This window comes from Streptococcus cristatus, from assembly GCF_008369405.1.
GTDB classification, from domain to species: domain Bacteria; phylum Bacillota; class Bacilli; order Lactobacillales; family Streptococcaceae; genus Streptococcus; species Streptococcus cristatus_G.
Genome location: NZ_VSJJ01000009.1, coordinates 42,036 through 64,130 on the forward strand (window position 1 = coordinate 42,036; position 22,095 = coordinate 64,130).

Genomic DNA, 22,095 nt, shown 5'->3' on the forward strand with positions numbered 1-22,095 from the left:
ATTATACCAAATTATCTCTATTTTTCAAAATCAAAGCCATAGAGAGTCGCGAAATAATCTTCTGGCCTTTCTGCCCGACGAATCATGCGAGCCTGACCATTTTCCTCTAGGAGAATCTCACTAGAGCGCAATTTGGCATTGTATTGGTAGCCCATAGAGAAGCCGTGGGCACCAGTATCATGGATGACCAGTGTATCGCCAATCTGGCTGACAGGTAGCTCCCGCTGGATGGCAAATTTATCGTTGTTTTCACAGAGGCTGCCGACCACATCGACAGTCTCCGTCGGTCCTTCTGGCCGATCCATATTGGTAATATGATGATAAGCTCCGTACATAGCAGGGCGCAGGAGATTAACCGCAGAAGCATCCACTCCTAGATAGGTTCGATAGGTTCGCTTTTTGTGAGTCACCTTGGTCACCAAAAGACCGAAAGGAGCCAGCATAAAACGACCCAGCTCTGTAAAAATCTTGACCTGCCCCAGACCAGCAGGTGTCAGGATTTCCTCATAGGCTTGACGAACTCCCTGACCGATGACCGCAATATCATTTTCCTCGCCATCAGGCTGATAGTTAATCCCAACACCGCCAGACAGATTGATAAAGTCTAGCTCGACTCCTGTCTCAGCCACTACTTCTACAGCCAGCTCAAAAAGCTGCCGAGCCAGTTCCGGATAGTAGTCATTGCTGACAGTATTGGAGGCCAAGAGAGCGTGAATACCGAATTTCTCTGCTCCCAGCTCCTTGAGTTCTTTGAAAGCCTGAATCAGCTGCGTCTTAGTCATACCAAACTTAGCTTCCTCTGGATGATCCATGATACTGGTGCCCAGCTCAAATACACCACCAGGATTGTAGCGACAGGAAATCACCTTGGGAATTCCAGCCATTTCCTTCAAGAAAGCCACGTCTTCGTAAGCATCTAGATTAATGGTCGCTCCCAGCTCCTGCGCAAGACGAAATTCCTCGGCTGGCGTATTATTGGACGAAAACATGATCTCGTCCCCAGCAAAGCCCAGCTTTTGGCTCATGAGCAGCTCCACATAGCTAGCACAGTCCACCCCGCAGCCTTCCTCCTTGAGGATTTTTAAAATAGCAGGATTTGGTGTCGCCTTGACGGCAAAATATTCCTTAAAACCAGCATTCCAAGCAAAAGCCTCATGCAAGGCACGCGCTCTTTCCCGAATCCCCTTCTCATCATACAGATGAAAAGGCGTTGGAAACTGCGCTGTCAGCTCTGCCAAGCGCTCACGACTGATAAATGGAGTTTTCATACACGCTCCTACTTTCTCTTTTACTGACAATATTATAACACAAGTGTAGGCCGGGGAGGGGAAAAAATAGGCTCCAGAATTTCTACAATGGTTTTATCCATCGCAGAAACCCTGGAGCCTTTAAATCTTAAAAAACCAAAAAATTTATATGGAATAAATTATAAGCTATGATATCAGATTCAGTTATATACAAACTCTGAACTCGTTTGTCGGTTCGAACTTACTGAATTTGTTAGGTGTAGGCTGTTTTCTAAAAAGTTGATTTTTTCAGTACAACATAAATCATAGTTTGGAAATAGGAAATTAAATTCGTTACTTGATCTAATACCTTTGAAAATGAGGTATATCATTGATACTATAAAAATGCATTTAACAAATGATATCTGGATATATAAGGGATAAATACAACTAATGTCATCTTCATAAATTTTGGCGAGAAACCACTGAATAATAAATTGGAATTTTAATTATATTTCCAAATAAATTTATTTTTTTAAACTTTACTTTAGGAACTAAATTCAGACCTCTATATTTATCATTTAAAATATCTTCTAACTTATAAGAGCAAGAATCCTTCTTTAATAGTTGTTTATAATGCTGTGTCAATAAAATGAAACTATCTGAAAAATAATCCACTGAATAATTGGTTAAAGTAAAAAATAATATTTTATTTGGTCTGATTCCGCTATATTTATTATCAAAATATTTGTCAAAGACATTCTCTACAGTTAAATTTTTCATAGCATTTTTATTTTGTGCAGCACCTTTAGATAATAATTTTTTTAGGGAACTATATACCAGTTTACACCAACCACAATATGTAGTATTTTCAACAATACCAAAAAGACGACTTCCTTTCGGAAATCGTCTTTATTTGATTATAGATTTTTGCCATGAGGTAGTGTTTTGATATATTTTTCCATAAAGTCCCAATCGGGTTCATATTTCCCATTGGGATTTTTTTTAGCTGGTAATCTAATCATTGTTTTAGTTAAGTTTGTCTTGTACTTTCTTCCGAATGAATATCTGTATCTTTCTTTATCTAAAATAGTTACAATAAACATAGCGTTATATCTGTTTAGATTAGTATTTCTTCCAACAGAGAGTGTAGTAGAGCCGATGAAATCATGGTCTATATAATTAGTATAACCAACTGAACCTTGCCCGTCACAAATGAAAACAATACAATTTCCTCTGGTTGTTAGTTCTGGAACGTTTTTAACCCATTCCATAAATCCACCGTCTGATTTTTTTGCCCCTATATATTCTACATCTGAGCCTTCTTCAAGTAATTCTGTGGCATTTTTACACTTACAACTTTCTAATTCAAATATCCCTCCTTTTCCTGCCAACTTAAAATACTTCCAATCGGAAGTGTCTAATTCAGTACCATTTGTTTTCAATGCTTGGTCTTGGTGTCGTAATGAGTATGCTCGATATTCATTTATAGACTTCTGGAATTCTAAACTATGAGTATCAGAATAATCAGTTTCCATATATGCTTCTGCCAGCCATTCATCAGTTTCATTAACTTGTTTTACGATAGATTTTCCAATTTTACTGGTTCTATTCCAAAATAATTCTAACCATTCTTTTTCTATTTCTTTCCATACACCTTTACCAGATGGGTCAGTTTTTTCAACTCGTCCTAGGTTTTTCTTTTTCATGAATCCATCATCTTTGTAGTAACCAAAAAATGTTTCTTTGACATTAGCTTTTGAATGTCGTACACCTAGATTAAATACCATACAACAAGCTGAAGCGTTAGCCCCTGGATGAAATACATCAGGAGGTAGTGAAAACACTGCTTCAAGCGTGTGCTTTTTCATCATTTCTTTTTTATAGCGTATGATTTCCTTCTCTTTCGAGCTACCAATAGCACATTGCATAGGTAATAATACAACAAGTTTTCCAGTTTTGACTTTTTCAGCTATTTCGTAAACAAAGTGAAACCCCTTAGAAGGGTCGGTGTTTGTTTTGGAAGACCATTCAGCAACATACTCTTTTTTACAATGTTTTCTTTGAGCGTTATAAGGAGGATTCATTAACACAACATTTACACCTTTATCAACATAATTATCCTCATTAAAACAACTACCTTTGACAATATTTGAATTTCCATCGCCATGAATTAGCATATTGGTTGTTGATAAACCGAAAGCAGTATCTTCAAATTCTATACCATATATCTGGTGCTTCTTGACATTCTTTCGTTCTTCTTCTGTATCACAATCATCGAGTGCTTCAGTTAATGCTCTTACTAAAAATGCTCCGCTACCACAACAAGGGTCTAAAACTACAGAATTTCTATTTATTCCTGCAACCTTACACATGAAATGTACTATATGGTCAGGAGTAAAAGCCTGATTTTTATCTGCTTTACCAACATACTTATTGAATGTAGTAAAGAAAAGGTTTAGCAAATCTTGTCCTGCTGTATTTTTGTCGTTAATATATGGTAATATATCCTTCTTGATTTTTCTCAAAATTATGGAAAAATCTTCTTTGGGAAGCTCCCTTACATCTTGTGAATCAAGTACATTATTTTTTAAGATAGTTAATTTTGTGGCTTTGTTTAAGTCCTTTTCTAACAAGTTGGTTAAGATAATTTCAATTCCTGAAATTATCTGTTTTGTTTCCAACCCTTCAAAAGTAAGACTATATTTTAAAGATAATAGACAAGTACCTACAAATTGACTACGAATTTTTTCGTTTATTCCATATTTATGTAGCAGTTCATTTAATGAGTAAGTGTTTTGAACTAATTTCAGACGATTATTTTTTGTTCCGAAAAACAAGTCGAAATAATACTCTAAATTCTGTATGGTATACTCATTTTTATTGGCATTGTTTGAACTGATGATTCCACTATCATCTGTCCAGATTAGAAAATCATCGTTTTTAGTATTCGCAAGTATAGCAACTATTCTATTATTTGTAAGTTGTTTTTCATAACTTACATAGGCTTCTAACTGCTCGAAATCTTTTTCATTATAAGATGCTTTTGTTTCTACTAATACTGTCAGACCACCATTTTCAAAGCGAATATCTAAGTCTTTGTATTTTCGTTTGTAGTGCTCTTTTTGAAAATCCGCTATATTTTTTCCGACTTCTTTCAGAGCTTTCTGGTAACTAAACTCATCATTTTCAATGTTTGAAGTTAGGTATTCTTTTCCAATAGTTTGTATTATTTCAATACGTTTCACTATGCCACCCCACTTTCGTAGGGAGCATAAAAGGCTTCCTCACAAAAACGCGAAAAAGCCTGTTTTAGGGGTTGACAAAAAACACGTCCGATTACATAATCAGCGTGAGCTGTGAGCTGTGAGCTGTGAGCTGTGAGCTGTGATTGCGTTCATAATACTCAATTTCCTTTATTTTTGATACTTCTATTATATCAAAATTCTGGCTTTTTTCATAGTAGAAGTTTACATTTTTGTTGACAATCATTCTTATTTTCGATATAATATAATCAAGAAGTAAGGAGTACCAGTTATGAAGTTTGAGTTTAAATCATTATTTGATTTACAATCTGCTTTTCCAGACGAACAGTCATGTATTGACCATTTAGAAAATATGATTTGGGGCGATGTGATTATCAGCCCTTTTGATGCTACCTCAAAGGTCTACAAATGTAAAGGTAACAAATACCGTTGTAAAAATACTGGAAAATACTTCAATGTCAAGACTGGTACTCTTTTTGACAATACTAAAATTGAACTTCGTAAATGGTTTATGGCAATTTGGCTTGTGACTTCTCACAAAAAAGGAATCTCATCTGTACAATTATCAAAAGATATTGGTGTTACGCAAAAAACAGCTTGGTTCATGCTAGAACGTATCCGTAAGTGTTTTAGTTCTGAAAACAACAATAGTCTTGATGATGTTGTGGAAGTTGATGAAACCTACATAGGTGGTAAAAACAAGAACCGTCATAACTCCAAAAAAGTCAAAAATGCTCAAGGGCGTTCATTGAAAGACAAATCTGCTGTAGTAGGTATGGTACAACGTCAAGGTAAAGTTAATGCTCATCATGTTCCAGATACAAAGACGAAAACATTGACTGAACAGATTGTCAAATACGTAAAGGAAACAGCTCAACTTTACACAGATGAATGGCTGGGTTATAATAAAGTAGCTAAGATGTATAATCATGACTTTGTTAATCATGGAATTAGTGAGTATGTGCAAGGTGATGTTTATACCAACACGATTGAAGGCTTTTGGGCTGGATTGAAACGTGGAGTATTAGGAATTTACCATTCGTGGTCTAAGAAATATCTTCAAGACTATGTAGATGAATTTGTTTTTCGTTATAATACTCGTGACTATTCGGATAGTGAGCGTTTTAATCTCCTAATTTCAAATGCCTGTGTCCGAACTAAATACAGGGAGCTGATTTATGGCTACTAATACATTACATGACCTGCATTTTGAATTGGAAAGGTCTATCGCTCGTAGAGTTGATAGTAAGCTGATTGGTTATCAGGTCAGCCTTTCAGATGGTTTTTACAATAAATACACCAAACTCTGGGATAAGACCTATTCCTTTGATTTTGTTACTGAACATCGCTCTTTTTATACTCAACTAACAAAACGTTGTGTTTATGACGTACTTGGAGATAGTCAAAAGAGAATTGACAGAAAGGCTATTGCCAAACAAATGGCAGAGTTAGAAGCCTTGGTTGATATTGCAGAAAGTAAAGAGGAGTTTCAGAGCTTTTTTGAGAAAAAATACAGTCTCAAATTTCCTGATTTGAACGATTGCATTTATCAGAAGAAAAAAGAGTTATCTGATTTTGACAAAAAACTTTGGATAGCAATGCACTATAACCCTAGAAAAGATGAGGGGGAATAATAATGACAACATGGTACGATTACATGGTGAGAGCTAGTGAACATGCTGGAAGTGACGGTGATTTGTGGTTTCGCTATCTTTATAAGGTCATTAAAGATGAGGAGACTAAACTAACTACTGATGATGTAGAGCAATTGTTGAAAAATCCTACCTTAACACCTTTCCAAAAAATAACCCTTCAAGATGCTTTAACAGAAGGTACACACACAAGAGAACACGTTTTGCAGGCGAACCGTAAAAGTCAGCCAAAAGATATTTTGAAACTCTTTAGAGAGGGTAACTATGGATAAGAAAGTTTTATTTGAGGCTCTCAATACAGAATTAGCTAAGGAAAATATTGACCTAGAAATTATCTGTGTTGGTGGTTTTGTTCTGGAGTATTACAATCTCCGAGGAACACAAGATGTAGATGCCTTTTATCAAGAAGATGCTAAAATCAGAAGCATTATTGAGAAAGTTGGCGATGATTTTGATGTGAATGAGCCTGATGAGTTATGGCTGAACAACAATGTTGCAAATATGAATAAAATACCGCCACTGTCTATCTGTGAGAAGGCATTTAGCTATTCAAATTTGACTGTTTTTGTACCACCATTATCTTACATTCTCGGAATGAAACTAGACAGCGGACGAGATAGAGATAGGCAGGATGCTGGGGAAATTATTAAACTAGTGAAAATTCGTTCTATAAAAGATATTATCAATAAACTCAAAGAATATGGTTTTCAACCAGACCTTTCATTGATATTGGAAGTATTTGAGATAGCCTATGGTATGGAATGGTTGGCAGAATATATGAGTGAACATTATGAAGAATTTAGACATTATTAAAAGACGATTTCCGTTTGGAAGTCGCCTTTTTTGATATTCTCATAAATACAATATGTTGTTGGTGGTGTAAACTGGTATATAGTTCCCTTTTTTTAAATTCCTTATATCGTTTACTGAATCAACAGGGAGTTTAAATTTTAATTCAATAGTATGAACTATGTTTGCTCTTTTGTCATATACAATTAAATCTTCTCCCGGGCTACCATTTTTATCAATGTCAAAATCATACATATCTGACTTCACAGACTTAAGTTCGTTAATTTGATGTAACTCTAGTTTCTTTTGTTCATTTTGATAGAATGAGTGATTTTTAATACTTAATAGCTTCAATATATTCTTATCTAACCTTAGAGTATTAAATAAACTTACCGATAGAATTAACTTCCCTTTTACAGGAATAAAGTACGATAGTATAGGATCACTATCTAATGATTTAAAATTATATATTAAAAAATCTATAATGTGGTTAATTTTTTCGTCGCATAATTCTGGAATTACTTGACCTAACTTTGCAACCCATTCGCTTTTTTCTAACTCAATATACCCAATTTCATTTGTGACCATAATTGGTTTTAAATACTCAATCTCTATAATATGGTCTATCCCTTTACAGAATTTTTTATAGTCTTCTAAAGTAAAATTGTCTATGTTAAGATCAACTGTCAAATCAAATATCTTGTCTGTTATATCTTGCAACTTTGTAGCTCCTGCTATTGCACTTTGTTGTTCCAACATATGCCAATAACCATTATATATATCATTTATTTTATACTCATCTTTCTTATATTCGAAACGAATAGTCCGATTTTGAAAGACAACATTCACAACTTGGATTTTATAAAGTTGAATAAAGTCCTCAAATTCCAAATAATCAGATATCCTTTGAAGTAATAAAATTAGGTCACGAACTTCTATTTCCTTACTATCTACTTGTGATGTCTCAACAAGATTATAAAATATAAAAGGTAACGATTTTTGAATTATTCTAACATTTTTTTCATAGTCTCTATATATATCTTCCGTTTTGAAAGGTGAAAATAATTTCCCCCTAGAAAGAAACTTGGAGGTCTCAAATCTAGAAATTAAAAATTTTATTGCATCATCTCTATTCATTTTAAATAAATCATGATTTAATATCTCTTTTCTTATTTCACTTTTTTTACTCTCTAATTGCTGTAAAATAGTATTGGTCATACTGATTCCTCCAATCCTTTCCTCATAATATCAATAATACCAAAAAACACGGCATTTCACCGTGTTTCTGTCTTTATTTCACCAACTTCTTCATCTCATCAATACGTGCTACGGTCGCATCGTATTTGGCTTGGTAGTCAGCTTGTTTGTCGCGTTCTTTTTGGACGACTTCTGGTTTGGCATTGGCTACGAAGCGTTCGTTAGAGAGCTTCTTACCGACCATATCCAGTTCTTTTTGCCATTTAGCCAGTTCCTTGTCGAGACGAGCCAGTTCTTCTTCGACATTGAGGAGATCAGCTAGTGGCAGGTAGATTTCTGCTCCTGTGATGACGCTTGACATAGCAAGTTCAGGTGCAGGGATGGTTGACGCAATTTCCAAGTGTTCTGGATTTGTGAAGCGTTTGATGTAGTTGACATTGCTGTTAAAGAAGGCTTCCAAATCGCTATCGCTTGTCTTAACAAGGATCGTGATCGGCTTGCTTGGTGCTACGTTTACTTCCGCACGCGCATTACGAACAGCACGGATCAAGTCTTTGAGACTTTCTACACCAGTGTGAGCCGCAAGGTCTTCAAAGGCTGGGTTGACAGTTGGGTATTCCGCTATGACGATAGAACCTTCTGAGATTTGACCAAAGATTTCCTCTGTCACGAATGGCATGATTGGGTGGAGGAGACGAAGGATCTTGTCCAAAGTGTAAAGGAGAACAGAACGTGTAATGACTTTCTCTTCTTCGTTATCGCTGTAAAGGACTTCCTTGGTCAACTCAACGTACCAGTCCGCAAACTCATCCCAGATGAAGTTGTAAAGGATGTGTCCAGCAACACCGAACTCAAACTTATCGAAGTTCTCAGTAACCTTGCCAATGGTTTCATTGAGGTTGTGGAGAATCCAGCGGTCTGTAACATTGCCCGCTTCCTTGTTGGCAACTTTTTCGACATTGGCAGTTGCTTGCTCAAGGGTCAAGCCTTCATTATTCATGAGGATGTAGCGAGAGATGTTCCAGATCTTGTTAATGAAGTTCCATGAAGCATCCATTTTTTCGTAAGAGAAGCGCACGTCTTGCCCTGGTGCAGAACCGTTTGAAAGGAACCAACGAAGGGCATCGGCACCGTATTTCTCGATGACGTCCATCGGGTCAATCCCGTTACCGAGAGATTTAGACATCTTGCGTCCTTGCTCGTCACGGATGAGACCGTGGATAAGAACATTTTGGAATGGCTGACGGCCAGTGAATTCCAAAGATTGGAAGATCATACGAGACACCCAAAAGAAGATGATGTCGTAACCTGTTACGAGGGTTGAGGTTGGGAAGTAGCGCTTGAAGTCGTCTGAGTCGACATCAGGCCAACCCATGGTTGAGAAGGGCCAAAGGGCAGAACTGAACCATGTATCTAAGACGTCTTCATCTTGAGTCCATCCGTCACCTTCGGGTGCTTCTTCGCCCACATAGATTTCACCTTCAGCATTGTACCAAGCAGGGATTTGGTGACCCCACCAGAGCTGACGAGAGATAACCCAGTCGTGGACATTTTCCATCCATTGGAGGAAGGTATCGTTGAAGCGTGGCGGGTAAAATTCTACCTTATCCTCTGTGTCTTGGTTGGCAATAGCATTCTTAGCCAATTGGTCCATCTTGACGAACCACTGGGTAGACAGACGCGGCTCAACCATAACGCCAGTCCGCTCTGAGTGACCAACGCTGTGGACACGTTTTTCGATTTTAACAAGGGCACCGATTTCTTCCAACTTAGCCACGACTGCCTTACGAGCTTCAAAACGGTCCATACCCGCAAATTCGAAGGCCAAGTCATTCATGGTTCCGTCGTCGTTCATCACATTGACTTGTGGCAAGTTATGACGTTGACCAACCAAGAAGTCGTTTGGATCGTGGGCTGGTGTGATTTTCACGACACCAGTACCAAACTCGGGATCTGCATGTTCATCCGCTACGATTGGAATCAATTTATTAGCGATTGGAAGGATAACATTTTGTCCAATCAAGTCCTTGTAGCGTGGGTCTTCTGGATTGACCGCAACGGCAACGTCCCCAAACATAGTCTCAGGACGAGTCGTCGCAACTTCAAGAGCGCATGAGCCGTCTTCCAGCATATAGTTCATGTGGTAGAAAGCACCTTCAACGTCCTTGTGGATGACCTCAATATCAGACAGGGCAGTGCGAGCTGCTGGATCCCAGTTGATGATAAACTCACCACGGTAGATCCAACCTTTCTTATAAAGCTCGACAAAGACCTTGCGAACGGCTTTTGACAAACCTTCATCAAGAGTGAAACGCTCACGAGAGTAGTCTACAGAGAGCCCCATCTTGCCCCATTGTTCCTTGATAGTTGTCGCATATTCGTCTTTCCATTCCCAGACCTTATCGAGGAATTTCTCACGACCGAGGTCATAACGGGTAATGCCCTCACCACGCAAGCGCTCCTCAACCTTAGCCTGAGTGGCAATACCCGCATGGTCCATCCCCGGAAGCCAAAGCGTATCAAAGCCTTGCATGCGCTTTTGACGGATGATGATATCCTGCAAAGTCGTATCCCAAGCGTGACCAAGGTGGAGTTTACCAGTTACGTTTGGTGGTGGAATCACAATCGAATAAGGTTTAGCCTTTTGATCGCCTGAAGGCTTGAAAACATCGGCATCAAGCCATTTTTGGTAACGACCAGCCTCAACCTCGGCTGGATTGTATTTAGGTGAAAGTTCTTTAGACATGTGTTTGTCCTTTCTAGTTATTTATTAATTTAGGGGGATAAGACATTGAATTCTTCGCAATAGGCTGTTCATTTTGTCCAGCAATGTAATCATATATGATATAAAATTCCTGCTCATATTTGTTCTCCATAATATCAGAAAAACTGATTTTAAATTTTAGATTATACCCGTGTGATTTTGTACCGCTTATTTGATTCAACATATCGTTAACAGTTTTATTTTCTATTATCGAAATTGATACCGATTTTGTAGGAAGTGCAAAATAGTCGCTAAAATAATTATAAACCGAATGAGTTACATCATCATGCATATTGTAACCTGAATTAAAATAAACAGGAATTTCATTATTTAGTTTATCTAACTGTACAATTTGTATATTTGTCGCTGAAGCTCGACCAACATTAGTTAAAAACAAATCAATAATAACACTATTTTTATCCAAGTATACTTTTGAAAAATGATGATTGACATGAAAATATGGTTTCAAATCAGATTGTCTCTCAACATTAAATTGTAACTCTCTTAGCTGTAGTTCGTATTTTAAAAATTCCTTTTGAAAACTCTGAAATTCATCTAATTTATCTTGAGTTTCTATCTGGAATTGTTCTTGTTGTTTTTCCTTTTTATCTTCTCGCCTATTACTCCAAAATTGTATAATTATAGGGAGAATAATACTTGTCAACAAAGCTAATAAAGCTATTTTATCACTTGAACTAGAATTATTAAAAAAGTTATTTATCTTTTCTACCATCTTCTAACTCCCACTCACTCCTCAGCAAGCCATAAGCCAACTCTGCACAGCGATTTCCTTGGGTATCCTTACGGTCTCGGATGCGGGCTTCAAGGGTAAAGCCAAGTTTCTCGGCGACTCGTTGACTTTGCTTATTGTAATCAAAACATCGAATTTCAACCTTGTGGAGTTTAAGAATGGTAAAAGCGACTTCTATCAAAGCACTGACGGCTTCTGGTACATAGCCCTTCCCCCAATAATCTGGATGCAGGAGATAGCCAATTTCAAAAACATCGTCCTCATGACGGTGATTGAAGTCACAAGAGCCAATAACTCGGTCATCCCCCTTAACTGTAATGCCATAGCCAGACGGAAGTTCCTTCTTTTCTAGATTTTCAAAATAGTCACGCTCTGCTTCCAAGCTATCTACAGGGGAAATCCAGCTGGATAACAAACTTCAGGCAGACCAGCATAAGCAAACATAGCCTCCACATCATCTGCCGTTCTCTGACGCAATATCAACCGCTCAGTTTCCAACCTTGGCAACTCTTTGCCATTATAAGGTTCAAGAAGTTTCATTCACCCCTCCTTTCCACCACATAAAAATAATCCCTTCCTAGTCAGACTAGAAAGGGACGAATGTGTTTATCCGCGGTACCACCCAATTTCGGGCAGATGCCCGCAACTTTTCTCTTCTTTCTCTTTTATGACGTCGTTAGCTCGCTTTGGCATACGCTAGTATAGCCTACAACTCCTTGCCTAGTCCTAAAAGGAAACAAAAAGACACTTTTATTTCAATTTTTCATCTCATCAGCAACCAGCTTTGACACATTTGTGGACTTCTCAGCACCGCCACTTTCTGTAAAATGCTTGACTCAAAACACCTCTGATGAACCTATTCTATCACCTTTCCAGCGAAAAATCAATAATTTCTCTCGCCGAAAAGTTCGTCTGGCAGGTCATGAAATCCTTTGCCCGCCTGATAGTTGGCGAATTTTCCCAAAAGAAACTGATAAGCGTCTAAACGGCTCTCATAGCGAATGGCTGCTTCCTTGGCCCGCTCGTCCTGGTCCGCTTCATAGACTGCCTGACTCTCCTTGAGAGCCATCTCGTTAATCATGACCTGGGTCTTGACCCAAGCTTCAAAGTCTTGTAAAAATTCCTGTTCGTAACTCATTTTTCTCACTTTCTAACTACATAAAGCTAGTCCAAATCTCGGTAAAAATCACTGTCAATGTCACGGAAGGGCTGAATGTCCTGCACATACTCCAGCACCCCCTGAAATTCACCGGCCTCATCCCGCACCGCCGCATAGGTCACATGGACAAACTTGCCCCGTGATTCCGACTTGAACCACATCTCGAACTTGTCCCGCTCTCCCTCACGCAGCGCCTTGAAAATCCGCCGCACCTTATCCAAAAACTTGGGCGGGTGACAGAGCTCGACATTGCGCCCTATCTGAGACGACGTCCGCTTGAAAATCATCTTGTCCGCCGGCACGCAGTCATTATAATACTGGAAAATATCGTCCTTATTGACAAAGGTAATCTCCATGGGCAGATGGTCCAAAATCAGATTGGCCTCCGCCACCGACAGATAGCCATGACCAAAAGGCTGCTGGGAGTCCCGATTAAAGGCTTGCTCCTTCTTTTCCTTAGGCTTAAAGGAAATGGTGACCTGACCATCCGGCGTATCAATGACCTGCTCAAATCTGCCATCACTAGTCTGCTCCGTGCTGGCTGACGCTTCGCTTCCTTCATCAGCAGCAACCCCAGCTTCCTCCTCCGAGAATGAGTGTCGCGCAGGAATCCATTTCTCTGTCGGCTTGATAATGGCATAACCATAAGCATCGCTCTCCTCAGCAATCTTGAGCCAGTCATCCTGAGTAAAGGACTCGAGGAGGATCATGAGAAGGATAGACTCTTCCTTGAAAATCATAGCTTCAAACTCAGCAGCAAAAGTCTCAAACTTTTCCTTGACTTCTTCAATCGAAGTGTCCGGCAACTGCTCTGCAGCAGTCTTAGCCTCTTGGAAAAGGTCTCGAATCTGGTCATCTACCCCCCACATGACCTTGGGCGGCGAATCGTGGCCGTAGCTCTCCATGATAGGAAACATGAGCTCTTCCTTACGCTGATAGTGGATATCAAACTGCCCCACCAAACCCAGCTGGCGCTGGAGTCCCTTGCGGATTTCAGGAAGAAGCTCCTCATCTTCTGTGCTTTCATAGGTGGATAGGAGCCTGCGAACCCGCATAAGGGCTGCCCGCAACGCTAGATTTTCCTGCTTAAAGACTTGAACCGGATGGCCTGGATGGTCGGTATCAGCCACCTCCACATCCTGAATGGCACCTTTAAAGAGGTTGGCATGGACATTGCAGAGGGACATGACATCTTCAAAGGTCACTCCCGTATCCGAGTTCATCAGCTCATGCTCCATCAGGCTGATTTCGATAGCTGATACACCAGCAAAATGCTTGTTGAAAAGCTCCTGAACAGATTCTGCCGAAGCTCCGTTATGTAGGTCCAGCAAGATAGACTTGAGGACTTCAATGCGTTCAGTAGCCATGCCTAAATCCCCACCACTTCATAGCCGTTTAATTCCAGCGTTTGCTTGATTTTATTCAGGTCAATGCCATTCATGGCAGCTCCTTTTTTGATCGAAACTATGCGCCCTACTGTATTGCGCATGACAGGATTGGCCAGAGGCTTAAAGCCTAACTCGACCAAAACATCCAAAACTTCGGGCTGTTTCTCAATCACTTCTGCCACCGGGATAGATAAATCAATCACATTATCCATATGCCCTACCTCCGTGTATTTTCTATTATTATATCATAAAAGATGTGCCCTATAAAAATCCTTCCCACACTTGCTCAAATCCAAGCTTGGAGAATATAACAAATTCTAATAGACTATAAGTTATTGTTATAAGAGCACTGATAAATGAAGTTTCACAAGAAAAAGCTAGTCCTATCAGGGATTTTTGAGATTATTTTCACAAAGTCCTAGTTTTTGTCAGACTACAGCTTCCTTGAAAACGCTTTATTGTAGTGATATAATGACTTTAAATACAGAATAAAGGAGATGCTCTATGTCTATTACAGAATTGTTGAACATCAAGTACCCTATTTTCCAAGGAGCTATGGCTCAGATTTCCCACTACCAACTGGCGGCAGCTGTTTCCGAAGCTGGCGGACTGGGAATCATCGCGTCAGGAGGAATGACGGGTGAGCAGTTGCGCGAAGAAATCCGTGAACTGCGTAAATTGACTGACAAGCCATTTGCCGTCAATGTTATGCTCATGATGAAAAATATCAAGGATATTGTGACAGTCATCATTGAAGAAAAAGTTCCTGTCGTAACGACTGGGGCTGGTACACCAAAATTCATCATGCCTTATCTGAAAGAGGCTGGTATCAAGGTTATCCCTGTCATTGCCAGTGTCAAACACGCGCAAAAAATGCAAGAGCTCGGAGTTGATGCCGTGATTGCCGAAGGTTCTGAAGCTGGTGGCCATATCGGTGAAACCAATACCATGGCTCTCATTCCTCAGATTGTTGACTCCGTTGATATTCCAGTCATCGCTGCAGGTGGAGTTGCCGATGGTCGTGGTCTCGCTGCTGCCTTTGTCCTCGGTGCGCAAGGGGTTCAGATGGGAACTATCTTCCTAGCTTCAGAAGAATGCCCAATTTCAGCAGGTTACAAGGATGCCATTGTCGCAGCCAATGACACTGCTACTGCCGTGACTGGTCGTATTGCTGGTGCGCCGGTTCGTTGTATCCGCAATGAAATGACCGACCACTATATCGAACTAGAAAACAAAGGCACCAATCGTGACGAACTCGAAGAAATCACCATCGGTTCTCTTTCTAAAGCTGTTTACGAAGGAGATACCGTGCATGGCTCTATGATGAGTGGCCAAATTGCAGGCTTAGTCAAGGGAATTCGTCCATGTAAAGAAATCCTCGACACAATCGTTGCCGATGCCCAAAAGGTTCTCCAAAACACTGAAATCAAGCTATAATCCTCTAACTCAAAAGTGAGTGGGACAGAAATCGGTAATTCGTTAGAATTCGATTTCGTCGTCCCACCTCCGCACAGTTGAGTAGGGCTGTAAAGGCTGATGAAATCAGCGTAATAGAGCCCACTCAACTACTGCGTCTTGCTCGACAATCCAAAGACAATTGAGAGGCTAGGACTTTTGTCCCAGCCTCTTTTGCTGTTCATTTAGACTTGTTTTTGTCATTGCCCCAAATATGCTTCAACAAATCGCTCCGTTACTTGACTTTTTTGATCAATTTCACCACTGCTTCCGTCCGCGCGGTGTGAGGAAACATGTCAACCGACTGGATGTAGTGGACATCGTAGACCTGACTAAGCTTGACCAAATCCCGAGCCAGAGTTGAAACATTACAGGAAACGTAGACCATCTTTTCAGGTGCATAGTGGACAATCGTCTCTAGCAGCTTATCATCTAGACCAGTTCGCGGCGGGTCGACAATCAAGGCATCCGCTCGATAACCTTCAGCATACCAGCGAGGAATAATCTCCTCTGCCGTCCCAGCCTCGTAGAGTGTATTGTCAAAGCCCATCCGTTTCGCATTACGCTTGGCGTCTTCAATGGCCTCAGGAATGATGTCCATGCCCCGCAGAGATTTGACCTTTTTAGCAAAGGCAAAGCCGATGGTCCCCACTCCGCAATAGGCGTCAATCAAATGGTCTTCTTTCGTCACATCAAGCGCCTTGACCGCCTCCCCATAAAGCACCTCTGTCTGCTCAGGGTTGAGCTGATAGAAAGCCCGAGGCGACAGGGAGAACTCATAGTCCAGCACATCTTCTTGGATAGCTTCCTCGCCCCAGATAATCTCTGTCTTATCCCCGTAAATCTCACTAGACTTGCTCGTATGATAATTGACTGCGACTGTCTCCAGCTCTGGAAATTCAGCCACTAGGTCTCGAACGACTGGAGAAAAGTCTAGCTTGCGTCCTGTTACAAAAATCATCTGCACTTGACCAGTTTTTCTGGATCTGCGAATCATGACGGTACGCACTCCAGCAGTCTTGCGCTCATCATAGATGGGCAGCCTATACTTGCCTAAAAGCCGAGCCACCTTATTGACAATAGCCTGCGTTACCTTGTCTTGAACCAAACAGTTTTTAAGCGAGACCAGATAGTGGGAATTCTGGGCATAGAGCCCCGCCTTGACCTCATCCTTAAACTTGCGAGTCTGGAACTGCAGCTTGGCTCTATAATAGAGCGGCTCCTGCATACCAATGGTCGGACGAATCTCATAGTTCTCATAGCCAGCTGGCGCAAACTTTTTCAGAGCCTGACGCAGCAAATCTTCCTTAAATTCCAACTGCTTGTCATAGTGGAGGTGCATGATTTGACAGCCTCCGCAGCTTTCATAAATCTCACACGGAGCTTCCACCCGAAATTTGGATCGTTTGTTGATTGTGAGGAGCTTGGCCTCAATAAAATTGCGCTGAACCTTGGTCACCTGACAGTAGACTTCTTCACCCTTCAAAGCCCCCGGCACAAAGACCAGCGTTTTCTTATAAAATCCAATTCCTTCCCCATTGATTCCCATTTTCTTGATTTTCAGAGGGATTCTTTGCTTCACTTTTACATTCATGCTTCTATTATACCATGCTAGAGTCGATTCGTTGAGAATATGTTACAATAAAGATGAGAAAATAGTCTAAATCATAAAAATCTCTCGACAACTACGAATAGAGTCAGAGAGACGATGGAATGACTTTACTCTAAAACATCGTCCAAGTGAAAGGACTAGTATGAAAATCACAAGAATCGAAAAGAAAAAACGGCTCTACCTCTTGGAGTTGGACGACAGCGAAAAACTCTATATTACAGAAGATACTATCGTCCGCTTCATGCTGTCCAAAGGGATGGAAATCACGGAGCAGGAGCTATCAGAAATTCAAGACTATGCCCAATTTTCCTACGGAAAAAACCTAGCCCTCTACCATCTCTCCTTCAAGCAAAGGACTGCCAAGGAAGTCAAGGACTACCTGACCCAGCACGATATCCAGCCAGACATCATCAGCCAAGTCTTGGACGCTTTGAAAAAAGAAAATTGGATTAACGACAGAAAATATGCTAATTCTTTCATCCAATCCAACCTTCTCACTGGTGACAAGGGCGCTTTTCTTCTCAAGCAAAAGCTCAGTCAAAAAGGGATTTCTAACACTATTATTGAAGAAGAATTAAGGCAATTTGATTTCACTGAAGTAGCCGAGCGAGTTTCTGAGAAACTTTTAAAGAAATACCAGGGAAAGCTTCCCAGAAAGGCCTTGCAAGATAAAATCCTCCAAGCCCTGATAAACAAAGGATTTTCCTATGGACAAGCCAAAGAGGCCTTCCATCATCTAGACATTGAAGAAGACCAAGAAAACCAGCAAGAGCTCCTCTATAAAGAGCTGGACAAGCAATACCGCAAGTACTCCAAAAAGTACGAGGGCTACGACTTAAAACAGCATCTGACCCAAGCTCTGGCCCGCAAAGGCTATGATTTTTCGGACATTGCCAGCGCTCTGAGAGAATATCTTTAAGATTTTCTATGAAAACTTAGGCATTTTTATGAAAATATGTTACAATAAAGAGGATAAACTTATAAATTGTAGAAAGTTGGTAGGTTATGAAACTTCCCAAAGAAGGCGACTTTATTACAATTCAAAGTTATAAGCATGATGGGAATCTTCACCGCACTTGGCGAGATACCATGGTACTAAAGACAACAGAAAATGCCATTATTGGCGTTAATGACCACACACTGGTGACAGAAAGTGATGGCCGGCGCTGGGTAACACGAGAGCCTGCCATTGTCTATTTTCATAAGAAATATTGGTTTAATATCATTGCCATGATTCGTGACAATGGCACTTCATACTACTGCAACCTTGCCAGCCCCTACTATCTGGACAATGAAGCCCTAAAGTACATCGACTATGATTTAGATGTCAAGGTTTTCACAGACGGAGAAAAACGGCTGCTTGATGTGGAAGAATATGAACGTCATAAAAGGCAAATGAACTATTCGGATGATTTGGATTTCATTCTCAAGGAAAACGTTAAGATTCTGGTTGACTGGATCAACAACGAACGCGGTCCCTTCTCCGATGCTTATGTGAAAATTTGGTACAAACGTTATGTTGAACTAAAGAATCGATAAAGTTGTCAAAGAGCGCAAGCTCTTTTTTCTTGCTCTCTTTCTCAAAAGACCTTCGTCCAGTAAGGAAGCAATTTCTTGCAATTCCTACTTATTTCTTGTATCATAGAACCAACAATATTGCTGTGTCACACTAAATGACTGATATTTGGTCTACCGCAGCTAGGTTTCCAGAAAGGAGTGAGTCTCATGGCTTTTACCAATACTCGTGGTCGCTATGCCAGCTTTGGCGCTATCACTAGCCTTCCAGATGACGTGATTGACACTTTCTGGTACATCATCGACAACTTCCTTAAAGATGTCTTTCCCCTGAATAACCTGATTCGCTTTGAATTGATCAATAACAAGGGCAAGTTGACCTTCCGCTTCTCTGAGGACCATCTCGATACACTTATCTCCTTTGATTCTACCTATAAGTTTGACCCCTTCTATCCTCGAATGATCTACGTCGTGGACAATGACGGTAGAGAAACAGTCATGCTAGCCGATGAATACTCCATGTTTTAAGAAAGTAAAATCCAGTTGAGACACCGTCATTAGAGGTGGTTCATCAACTGGATTTTTTATTTTTTGTAAATCATTTTGATGTGAGGCGTTGATTCAAAGATAAAAGGGGCTCCCTGAGTTACAAAACCGAATTTTTCATAAAGCCCCACAACTTGCTCCTGAGCTTCGATTTCAATCATTTTTCTCGGCCACTTTTTCTCACAAAGAATCAAAATTTCCTCTACTAATCTATTCCCCAAGCCCTTTCCTCTGGCTGACGGGGCTGTCACAAGGCGCCCAAAAACGACTTTTTCGCCTTCCTCAAACACGCGGGCATAGGCATCCACTTCCTCTTTCTCATTTACATGAAAAATATGAACAGCTTTTAAGGCTTTTTCATCCAATTCATGGTAGATTCGCTCTTGCTCAACGACAAAGGTATCGATCCGCAGTTTTAAAATCTTGTAAAACTCTAGTGTATCCAACTCGTGCAAATATTTTTTATGCCACATGCTTGTTTCCGTCCTTGCTTTATTATATAATCATTGTAAATGCAACTATAAAAGGAGTTCTTATGGATTATCGTCAGTTATTTCGTCAAATGGGATTCATCTCCCGTCAAGCTATGATGAAAATGAATCAAGAAGCTAGCCAATACGGGCTTGATAATAATCTCTTTCTCATTCTTACTCGCATTGTCGAACACCCTGCCATCCATCAATCTCAGCTGGCAGAGCTAGTTCAGATTGACAAGACCACCCTGAGCCGCTCTCTACAAAAGCTGGAGGAAAGAGGCTTGGTTATCAAAAAGACCAAAGCTCAAAATAAGAAATTCAAGGAGCTCTATCCACTGACTCCTGCACTAAAAGTATATGACAAGCTGATTGGCTACGAGAATAGATACATCCAGACCAGGCTGCGTCAACTGACATCGTCTGAACTCTTTCAACTGGATCATATCTTAAAGAAAATTCAGAACTCCCAACAAGAAGAAGTATAACATAAAATAGTTGCATTTGCAACTATCATACATTAAAACTAAAGCTATTAAAAACGGCTGCTTGCAAATGACTAAGTGAATCCTCCTCGTCTCTGCAAGCAAAACCGCCTTAATAGCTTTTTAAGTTAGTTGATTAAAATCCCAGATCTGGTCCATCCAGCCTTCATAAAAATCAGGCTCGTGGCAGACCATGAGAATGCTGCCCTTGTATTCTTTCAGAGCGCGCTTGAGCTCCTCCTTGGCATCTACATCTAAGTGATTAGTCGGCTCGTCCAGAACCAAAACATTATTTTCTCGGTTCATGAGAAGACAAAGGCGGACCTTGGCCTGCTCCCCACCTGAAAGAACCTGAATCTGGCTCTCAATATGCTTGGAAGTCAAGCCACATCTGGCCAGAGCTGCTCGAACTTCTGCTTGGTTAAGCGCCGGAAAGGCATTCCAGACTGCCTCGAGAGATGTCTGACGATTGCCACCTTCGACTTCCTGCTCGAAATAACCCAGCTCCAGATAATCCCCCCGCTCAACTTCCCCAGCGATTGGTGGGATAATCCCCAAAAGACTCTTCAAAAGAGTTGTTTTTCCAATCCCATTTGCCCCGATGATCGCCACTTTCTGATTGCGCTCAAAGGTCAGATTAAGAGGCTGGGTCAGTGGACGGTCATACCCAATCTGCAAATCCTTGGCTTGGAAGATAAAACGGCCAGGTGTACGGGCAGGCTTGAAATCAAAGGAAGGCTTTAGTCTCTCACTTTGCAGCTCAATAATGTCCATCTTATCCAGCTTTTTCTGGCGAGACATGGCCATATTACGGGTCGCTACCCGAGCTTTGTTGCGGGCTACAAAGTCCTTGAGATCCGCTATTTCCTTCTGTTGGCGCTCATAGGCTGCTTCCAGCTGAGATTTTTTCATCTCATAGACCTCTAAGAACTGATAATAATTACCAGAATAGCGGGTCAACTGCTGATTTTCTACATGATAGACGATATTGATCACATCGTTCAAGAAAGGAATATCGTGGGAAATCAGAACAAAGGCATTTTCATAGTTTTGGAGGTAGCGTTTGAGCCAGTCAATATGCTCCGCATCCAAATAGTTGGTCGGCTCGTCCAAAAGCAGGATATCAGGCTTTTCCAGAAGCAGCTTAGCCAAGAGAACCTTGGTCCGCTGTCCACCAGATAGCTCCGTCACATCGCTTTCCATACCGTAGTCCATAACACCTAGAGCCCGTGCGACTTCATCAATCTTAGCATCCAGCGTATAGAAATCCCGACTTTCCAAGCGGTCCTGCAGCTCACCCACTTCTTCCATCAGGGCATCAACGTCCGCTCCATCCTCAGCCATGCTCATATAGATTTCATTGATGCGGGCCTCGGTCTTGAAAAGTTCGTCAAAGGCCGTGCGCAAGACATCTCGGACAGACTGACCTTGCTCCAGCACAGCATGCTGGTCCAAATAGCCAGCAGTCACATATTTGGACCACTCGACCTTACCTTCGTCCGGCAGCATTTTACCCGTCACAATACTCATAAAGGTTGACTTCCCCTCGCCATTGGCACCGACCAGACCGATATGCTCACCCTTGAGCAGGCGGAAGGATACATCCTCAAAAATAGCCCGGTCTCCAAAACCGTGGCTGAGATTTTTTACTTCTAAAATACTCATCTTTTCTCCTCTATCATTGATTACAGTCCTTTGATTATATCATCTTAGGAAGCCAATTGGCAAGAAAATAAAGAGGCTGGGACAAAAGTCCTGACCTCTCAATTGTCTTTAGATTGTCGAGCAAGACGCAGTGGTTGAGTGGGCTCTACTAC

The 22,095-nt window shown here is 40.8% G+C and carries 21 protein-coding genes and 1 pseudogene; 9 read left to right on the forward strand and 13 right to left on the reverse strand.

Features of this window, described 5'->3' with window-relative positions; all coding sequences use genetic code 11:
• Nucleotides 1–17: 17 nt before the first annotated feature.
• From FXF62_RS08475 to FXF62_RS08485, 3 genes are all read right to left on the reverse strand, one after another.
• Complete coding sequence (locus tag FXF62_RS08475) at nt 18–1,268, reverse strand: diaminopimelate decarboxylase (protein ID WP_149518407.1); 1,251 nt, start codon at nt 1,266–1,268, stop codon at nt 18–20.
• A 420-nt stretch (nt 1,269–1,688) separates the two neighbouring features.
• Nucleotides 1,689–2,009: a hypothetical protein gene (locus FXF62_RS08480; protein ID WP_149518408.1), complete on the reverse strand. Its 321-nt coding sequence runs from the start codon at nt 2,007–2,009 to the stop codon at nt 1,689–1,691.
• Between the two features lie 137 nt (nt 2,010–2,146).
• A complete protein-coding gene (locus FXF62_RS08485) occupies nt 2,147–4,474 on the reverse strand; it encodes an N-6 DNA methylase (RefSeq protein WP_065428344.1) in 2,328 nt (775 codons plus the stop codon).
• A 289-nt stretch (nt 4,475–4,763) separates the two neighbouring features.
• Here FXF62_RS08485 and FXF62_RS08490 point away from each other — a divergent pair, with 289 nt between their 5' ends.
• The 4 genes from FXF62_RS08490 to FXF62_RS08505 are packed head-to-tail and all read left to right on the forward strand — an operon-like array spanning nt 4,764 to nt 6,957.
• Nucleotides 4,764–5,681, forward strand: coding sequence for an IS1595 family transposase (locus tag FXF62_RS08490; RefSeq protein WP_045759312.1), 918 nt, complete (start codon nt 4,764–4,766; stop codon nt 5,679–5,681).
• On the forward strand, nt 5,671–6,126 hold the full coding sequence (locus tag FXF62_RS08495) for a hypothetical protein (protein ID WP_084972872.1): 456 nt from the start codon (nt 5,671–5,673) through the stop codon (nt 6,124–6,126). The genes FXF62_RS08490 and FXF62_RS08495 overlap by 11 nt, the downstream gene beginning before the upstream one ends.
• Nucleotides 6,127–6,128: 2 nt before the next feature.
• A complete protein-coding gene (locus tag FXF62_RS08500; protein WP_020902550.1) occupies nt 6,129–6,416 on the forward strand; it encodes a hypothetical protein in 288 nt (95 codons plus the stop codon).
• Nucleotides 6,409–6,957 carry a DUF6036 family nucleotidyltransferase gene (locus FXF62_RS08505; RefSeq protein ID WP_049476728.1) on the forward strand — a complete coding sequence of 183 codons (549 nt, stop codon included), beginning with the start codon at nt 6,409–6,411 and terminating at the stop codon, nt 6,955–6,957. Before FXF62_RS08500 ends, FXF62_RS08505 begins: the two co-directional genes overlap by 8 nt.
• Before the next feature lie 39 nt (nt 6,958–6,996).
• Here FXF62_RS08505 and FXF62_RS08510 read toward each other — a convergent pair whose 3' ends face one another.
• The 7 genes and pseudogenes from FXF62_RS08510 to FXF62_RS08540 all read right to left on the reverse strand — a co-directional run bounded on the left by FXF62_RS08510 (nt 6,997) and on the right by FXF62_RS08540 (nt 14,404).
• A complete protein-coding gene (locus FXF62_RS08510) occupies nt 6,997–8,151 on the reverse strand; it encodes a hypothetical protein (RefSeq protein WP_149518409.1) in 1,155 nt (384 codons plus the stop codon).
• A 73-nt stretch (nt 8,152–8,224) separates the two neighbouring features.
• Nucleotides 8,225–10,876, reverse strand: coding sequence for a valine--tRNA ligase (locus tag FXF62_RS08515; RefSeq protein WP_149518410.1), 2,652 nt, complete (start codon nt 10,874–10,876; stop codon nt 8,225–8,227).
• A 13-nt stretch (nt 10,877–10,889) separates the two neighbouring features.
• Nucleotides 10,890–11,627: a hypothetical protein gene (locus FXF62_RS08520; protein ID WP_149518411.1), complete on the reverse strand. Its 738-nt coding sequence runs from the start codon at nt 11,625–11,627 to the stop codon at nt 10,890–10,892.
• A pseudogene (locus FXF62_RS08525) lies at nt 11,608–12,185 on the reverse strand (GNAT family N-acetyltransferase). The gene FXF62_RS08520 and the pseudogene FXF62_RS08525 overlap by 20 nt, the downstream one beginning before the upstream one ends.
• 343 nt (nt 12,186–12,528) lie before the next feature.
• Entirely contained in the window at nt 12,529–12,783 is a 255-nt protein-coding gene (locus FXF62_RS08530) for a DUF1912 family protein (protein ID WP_149518412.1), read from the reverse strand.
• A 26-nt stretch (nt 12,784–12,809) separates the two neighbouring features.
• Nucleotides 12,810–14,171 (reverse strand): DUF438 domain-containing protein, encoded by a 1,362-nt coding sequence (locus FXF62_RS08535; protein WP_149518413.1) that lies wholly within the window; start codon nt 14,169–14,171, stop codon nt 12,810–12,812.
• 2 nt (nt 14,172–14,173) lie between these two features.
• Nucleotides 14,174–14,404 (reverse strand): DUF1858 domain-containing protein, encoded by a 231-nt coding sequence (locus tag FXF62_RS08540; protein ID WP_149518414.1) that lies wholly within the window; start codon nt 14,402–14,404, stop codon nt 14,174–14,176.
• A 292-nt stretch (nt 14,405–14,696) separates the two neighbouring features.
• Between FXF62_RS08540 and FXF62_RS08545 the strand changes: the two genes are divergently transcribed.
• Nucleotides 14,697–15,629, forward strand: coding sequence for a nitronate monooxygenase (locus FXF62_RS08545; RefSeq protein ID WP_149518415.1), 933 nt, complete (start codon nt 14,697–14,699; stop codon nt 15,627–15,629).
• A gap of 253 nt (nt 15,630–15,882) precedes the next feature.
• Here FXF62_RS08545 and rlmD read toward each other — a convergent pair whose 3' ends face one another.
• Nucleotides 15,883–17,241, reverse strand: coding sequence for a 23S rRNA (uracil(1939)-C(5))-methyltransferase RlmD (gene rlmD, locus FXF62_RS08555; RefSeq protein ID WP_149518416.1), 1,359 nt, complete (start codon nt 17,239–17,241; stop codon nt 15,883–15,885).
• A gap of 160 nt (nt 17,242–17,401) precedes the next feature.
• Here rlmD and recX point away from each other — a divergent pair, with 160 nt between their 5' ends.
• The 3 genes from recX (at nt 17,402) to FXF62_RS08570 (ending at nt 19,302) form a co-directional block, all read left to right on the forward strand.
• Nucleotides 17,402–18,178, forward strand: coding sequence for a recombination regulator RecX (recX, locus tag FXF62_RS08560; protein WP_149518417.1), 777 nt, complete (start codon nt 17,402–17,404; stop codon nt 18,176–18,178).
• Between the two features lie 86 nt (nt 18,179–18,264).
• Entirely contained in the window at nt 18,265–18,798 is a 534-nt protein-coding gene (gene ntdP / locus FXF62_RS08565; RefSeq protein ID WP_005590859.1) for a nucleoside tri-diphosphate phosphatase, read from the forward strand.
• Between the two features lie 186 nt (nt 18,799–18,984).
• The gene (locus tag FXF62_RS08570; RefSeq protein ID WP_149518418.1) at nt 18,985–19,302 is read left to right on the forward strand and encodes a DUF960 domain-containing protein; all 318 of its coding nucleotides are present in this window, start codon (nt 18,985–18,987) and stop codon (nt 19,300–19,302) included.
• 56 nt (nt 19,303–19,358) lie between these two features.
• Here FXF62_RS08570 and FXF62_RS08575 read toward each other — a convergent pair whose 3' ends face one another.
• Nucleotides 19,359–19,793 (reverse strand): GNAT family N-acetyltransferase, encoded by a 435-nt coding sequence (locus tag FXF62_RS08575; RefSeq protein WP_149518419.1) that lies wholly within the window; start codon nt 19,791–19,793, stop codon nt 19,359–19,361.
• 62 nt (nt 19,794–19,855) lie between these two features.
• On the opposite strand from FXF62_RS08575, the gene FXF62_RS08580 reads away from it, so the two are divergent.
• The gene (locus FXF62_RS08580) at nt 19,856–20,281 is read left to right on the forward strand and encodes a MarR family winged helix-turn-helix transcriptional regulator (protein ID WP_149518420.1); all 426 of its coding nucleotides are present in this window, start codon (nt 19,856–19,858) and stop codon (nt 20,279–20,281) included.
• A 120-nt stretch (nt 20,282–20,401) separates the two neighbouring features.
• On the opposite strand, the gene FXF62_RS08585 is transcribed toward FXF62_RS08580, so the two are convergent.
• Nucleotides 20,402–21,943, reverse strand: coding sequence for an ABC-F family ATP-binding cassette domain-containing protein (locus FXF62_RS08585; protein WP_149518421.1), 1,542 nt, complete (start codon nt 21,941–21,943; stop codon nt 20,402–20,404).
• Nucleotides 21,944–22,095: the final 152 nt, after the last annotated feature.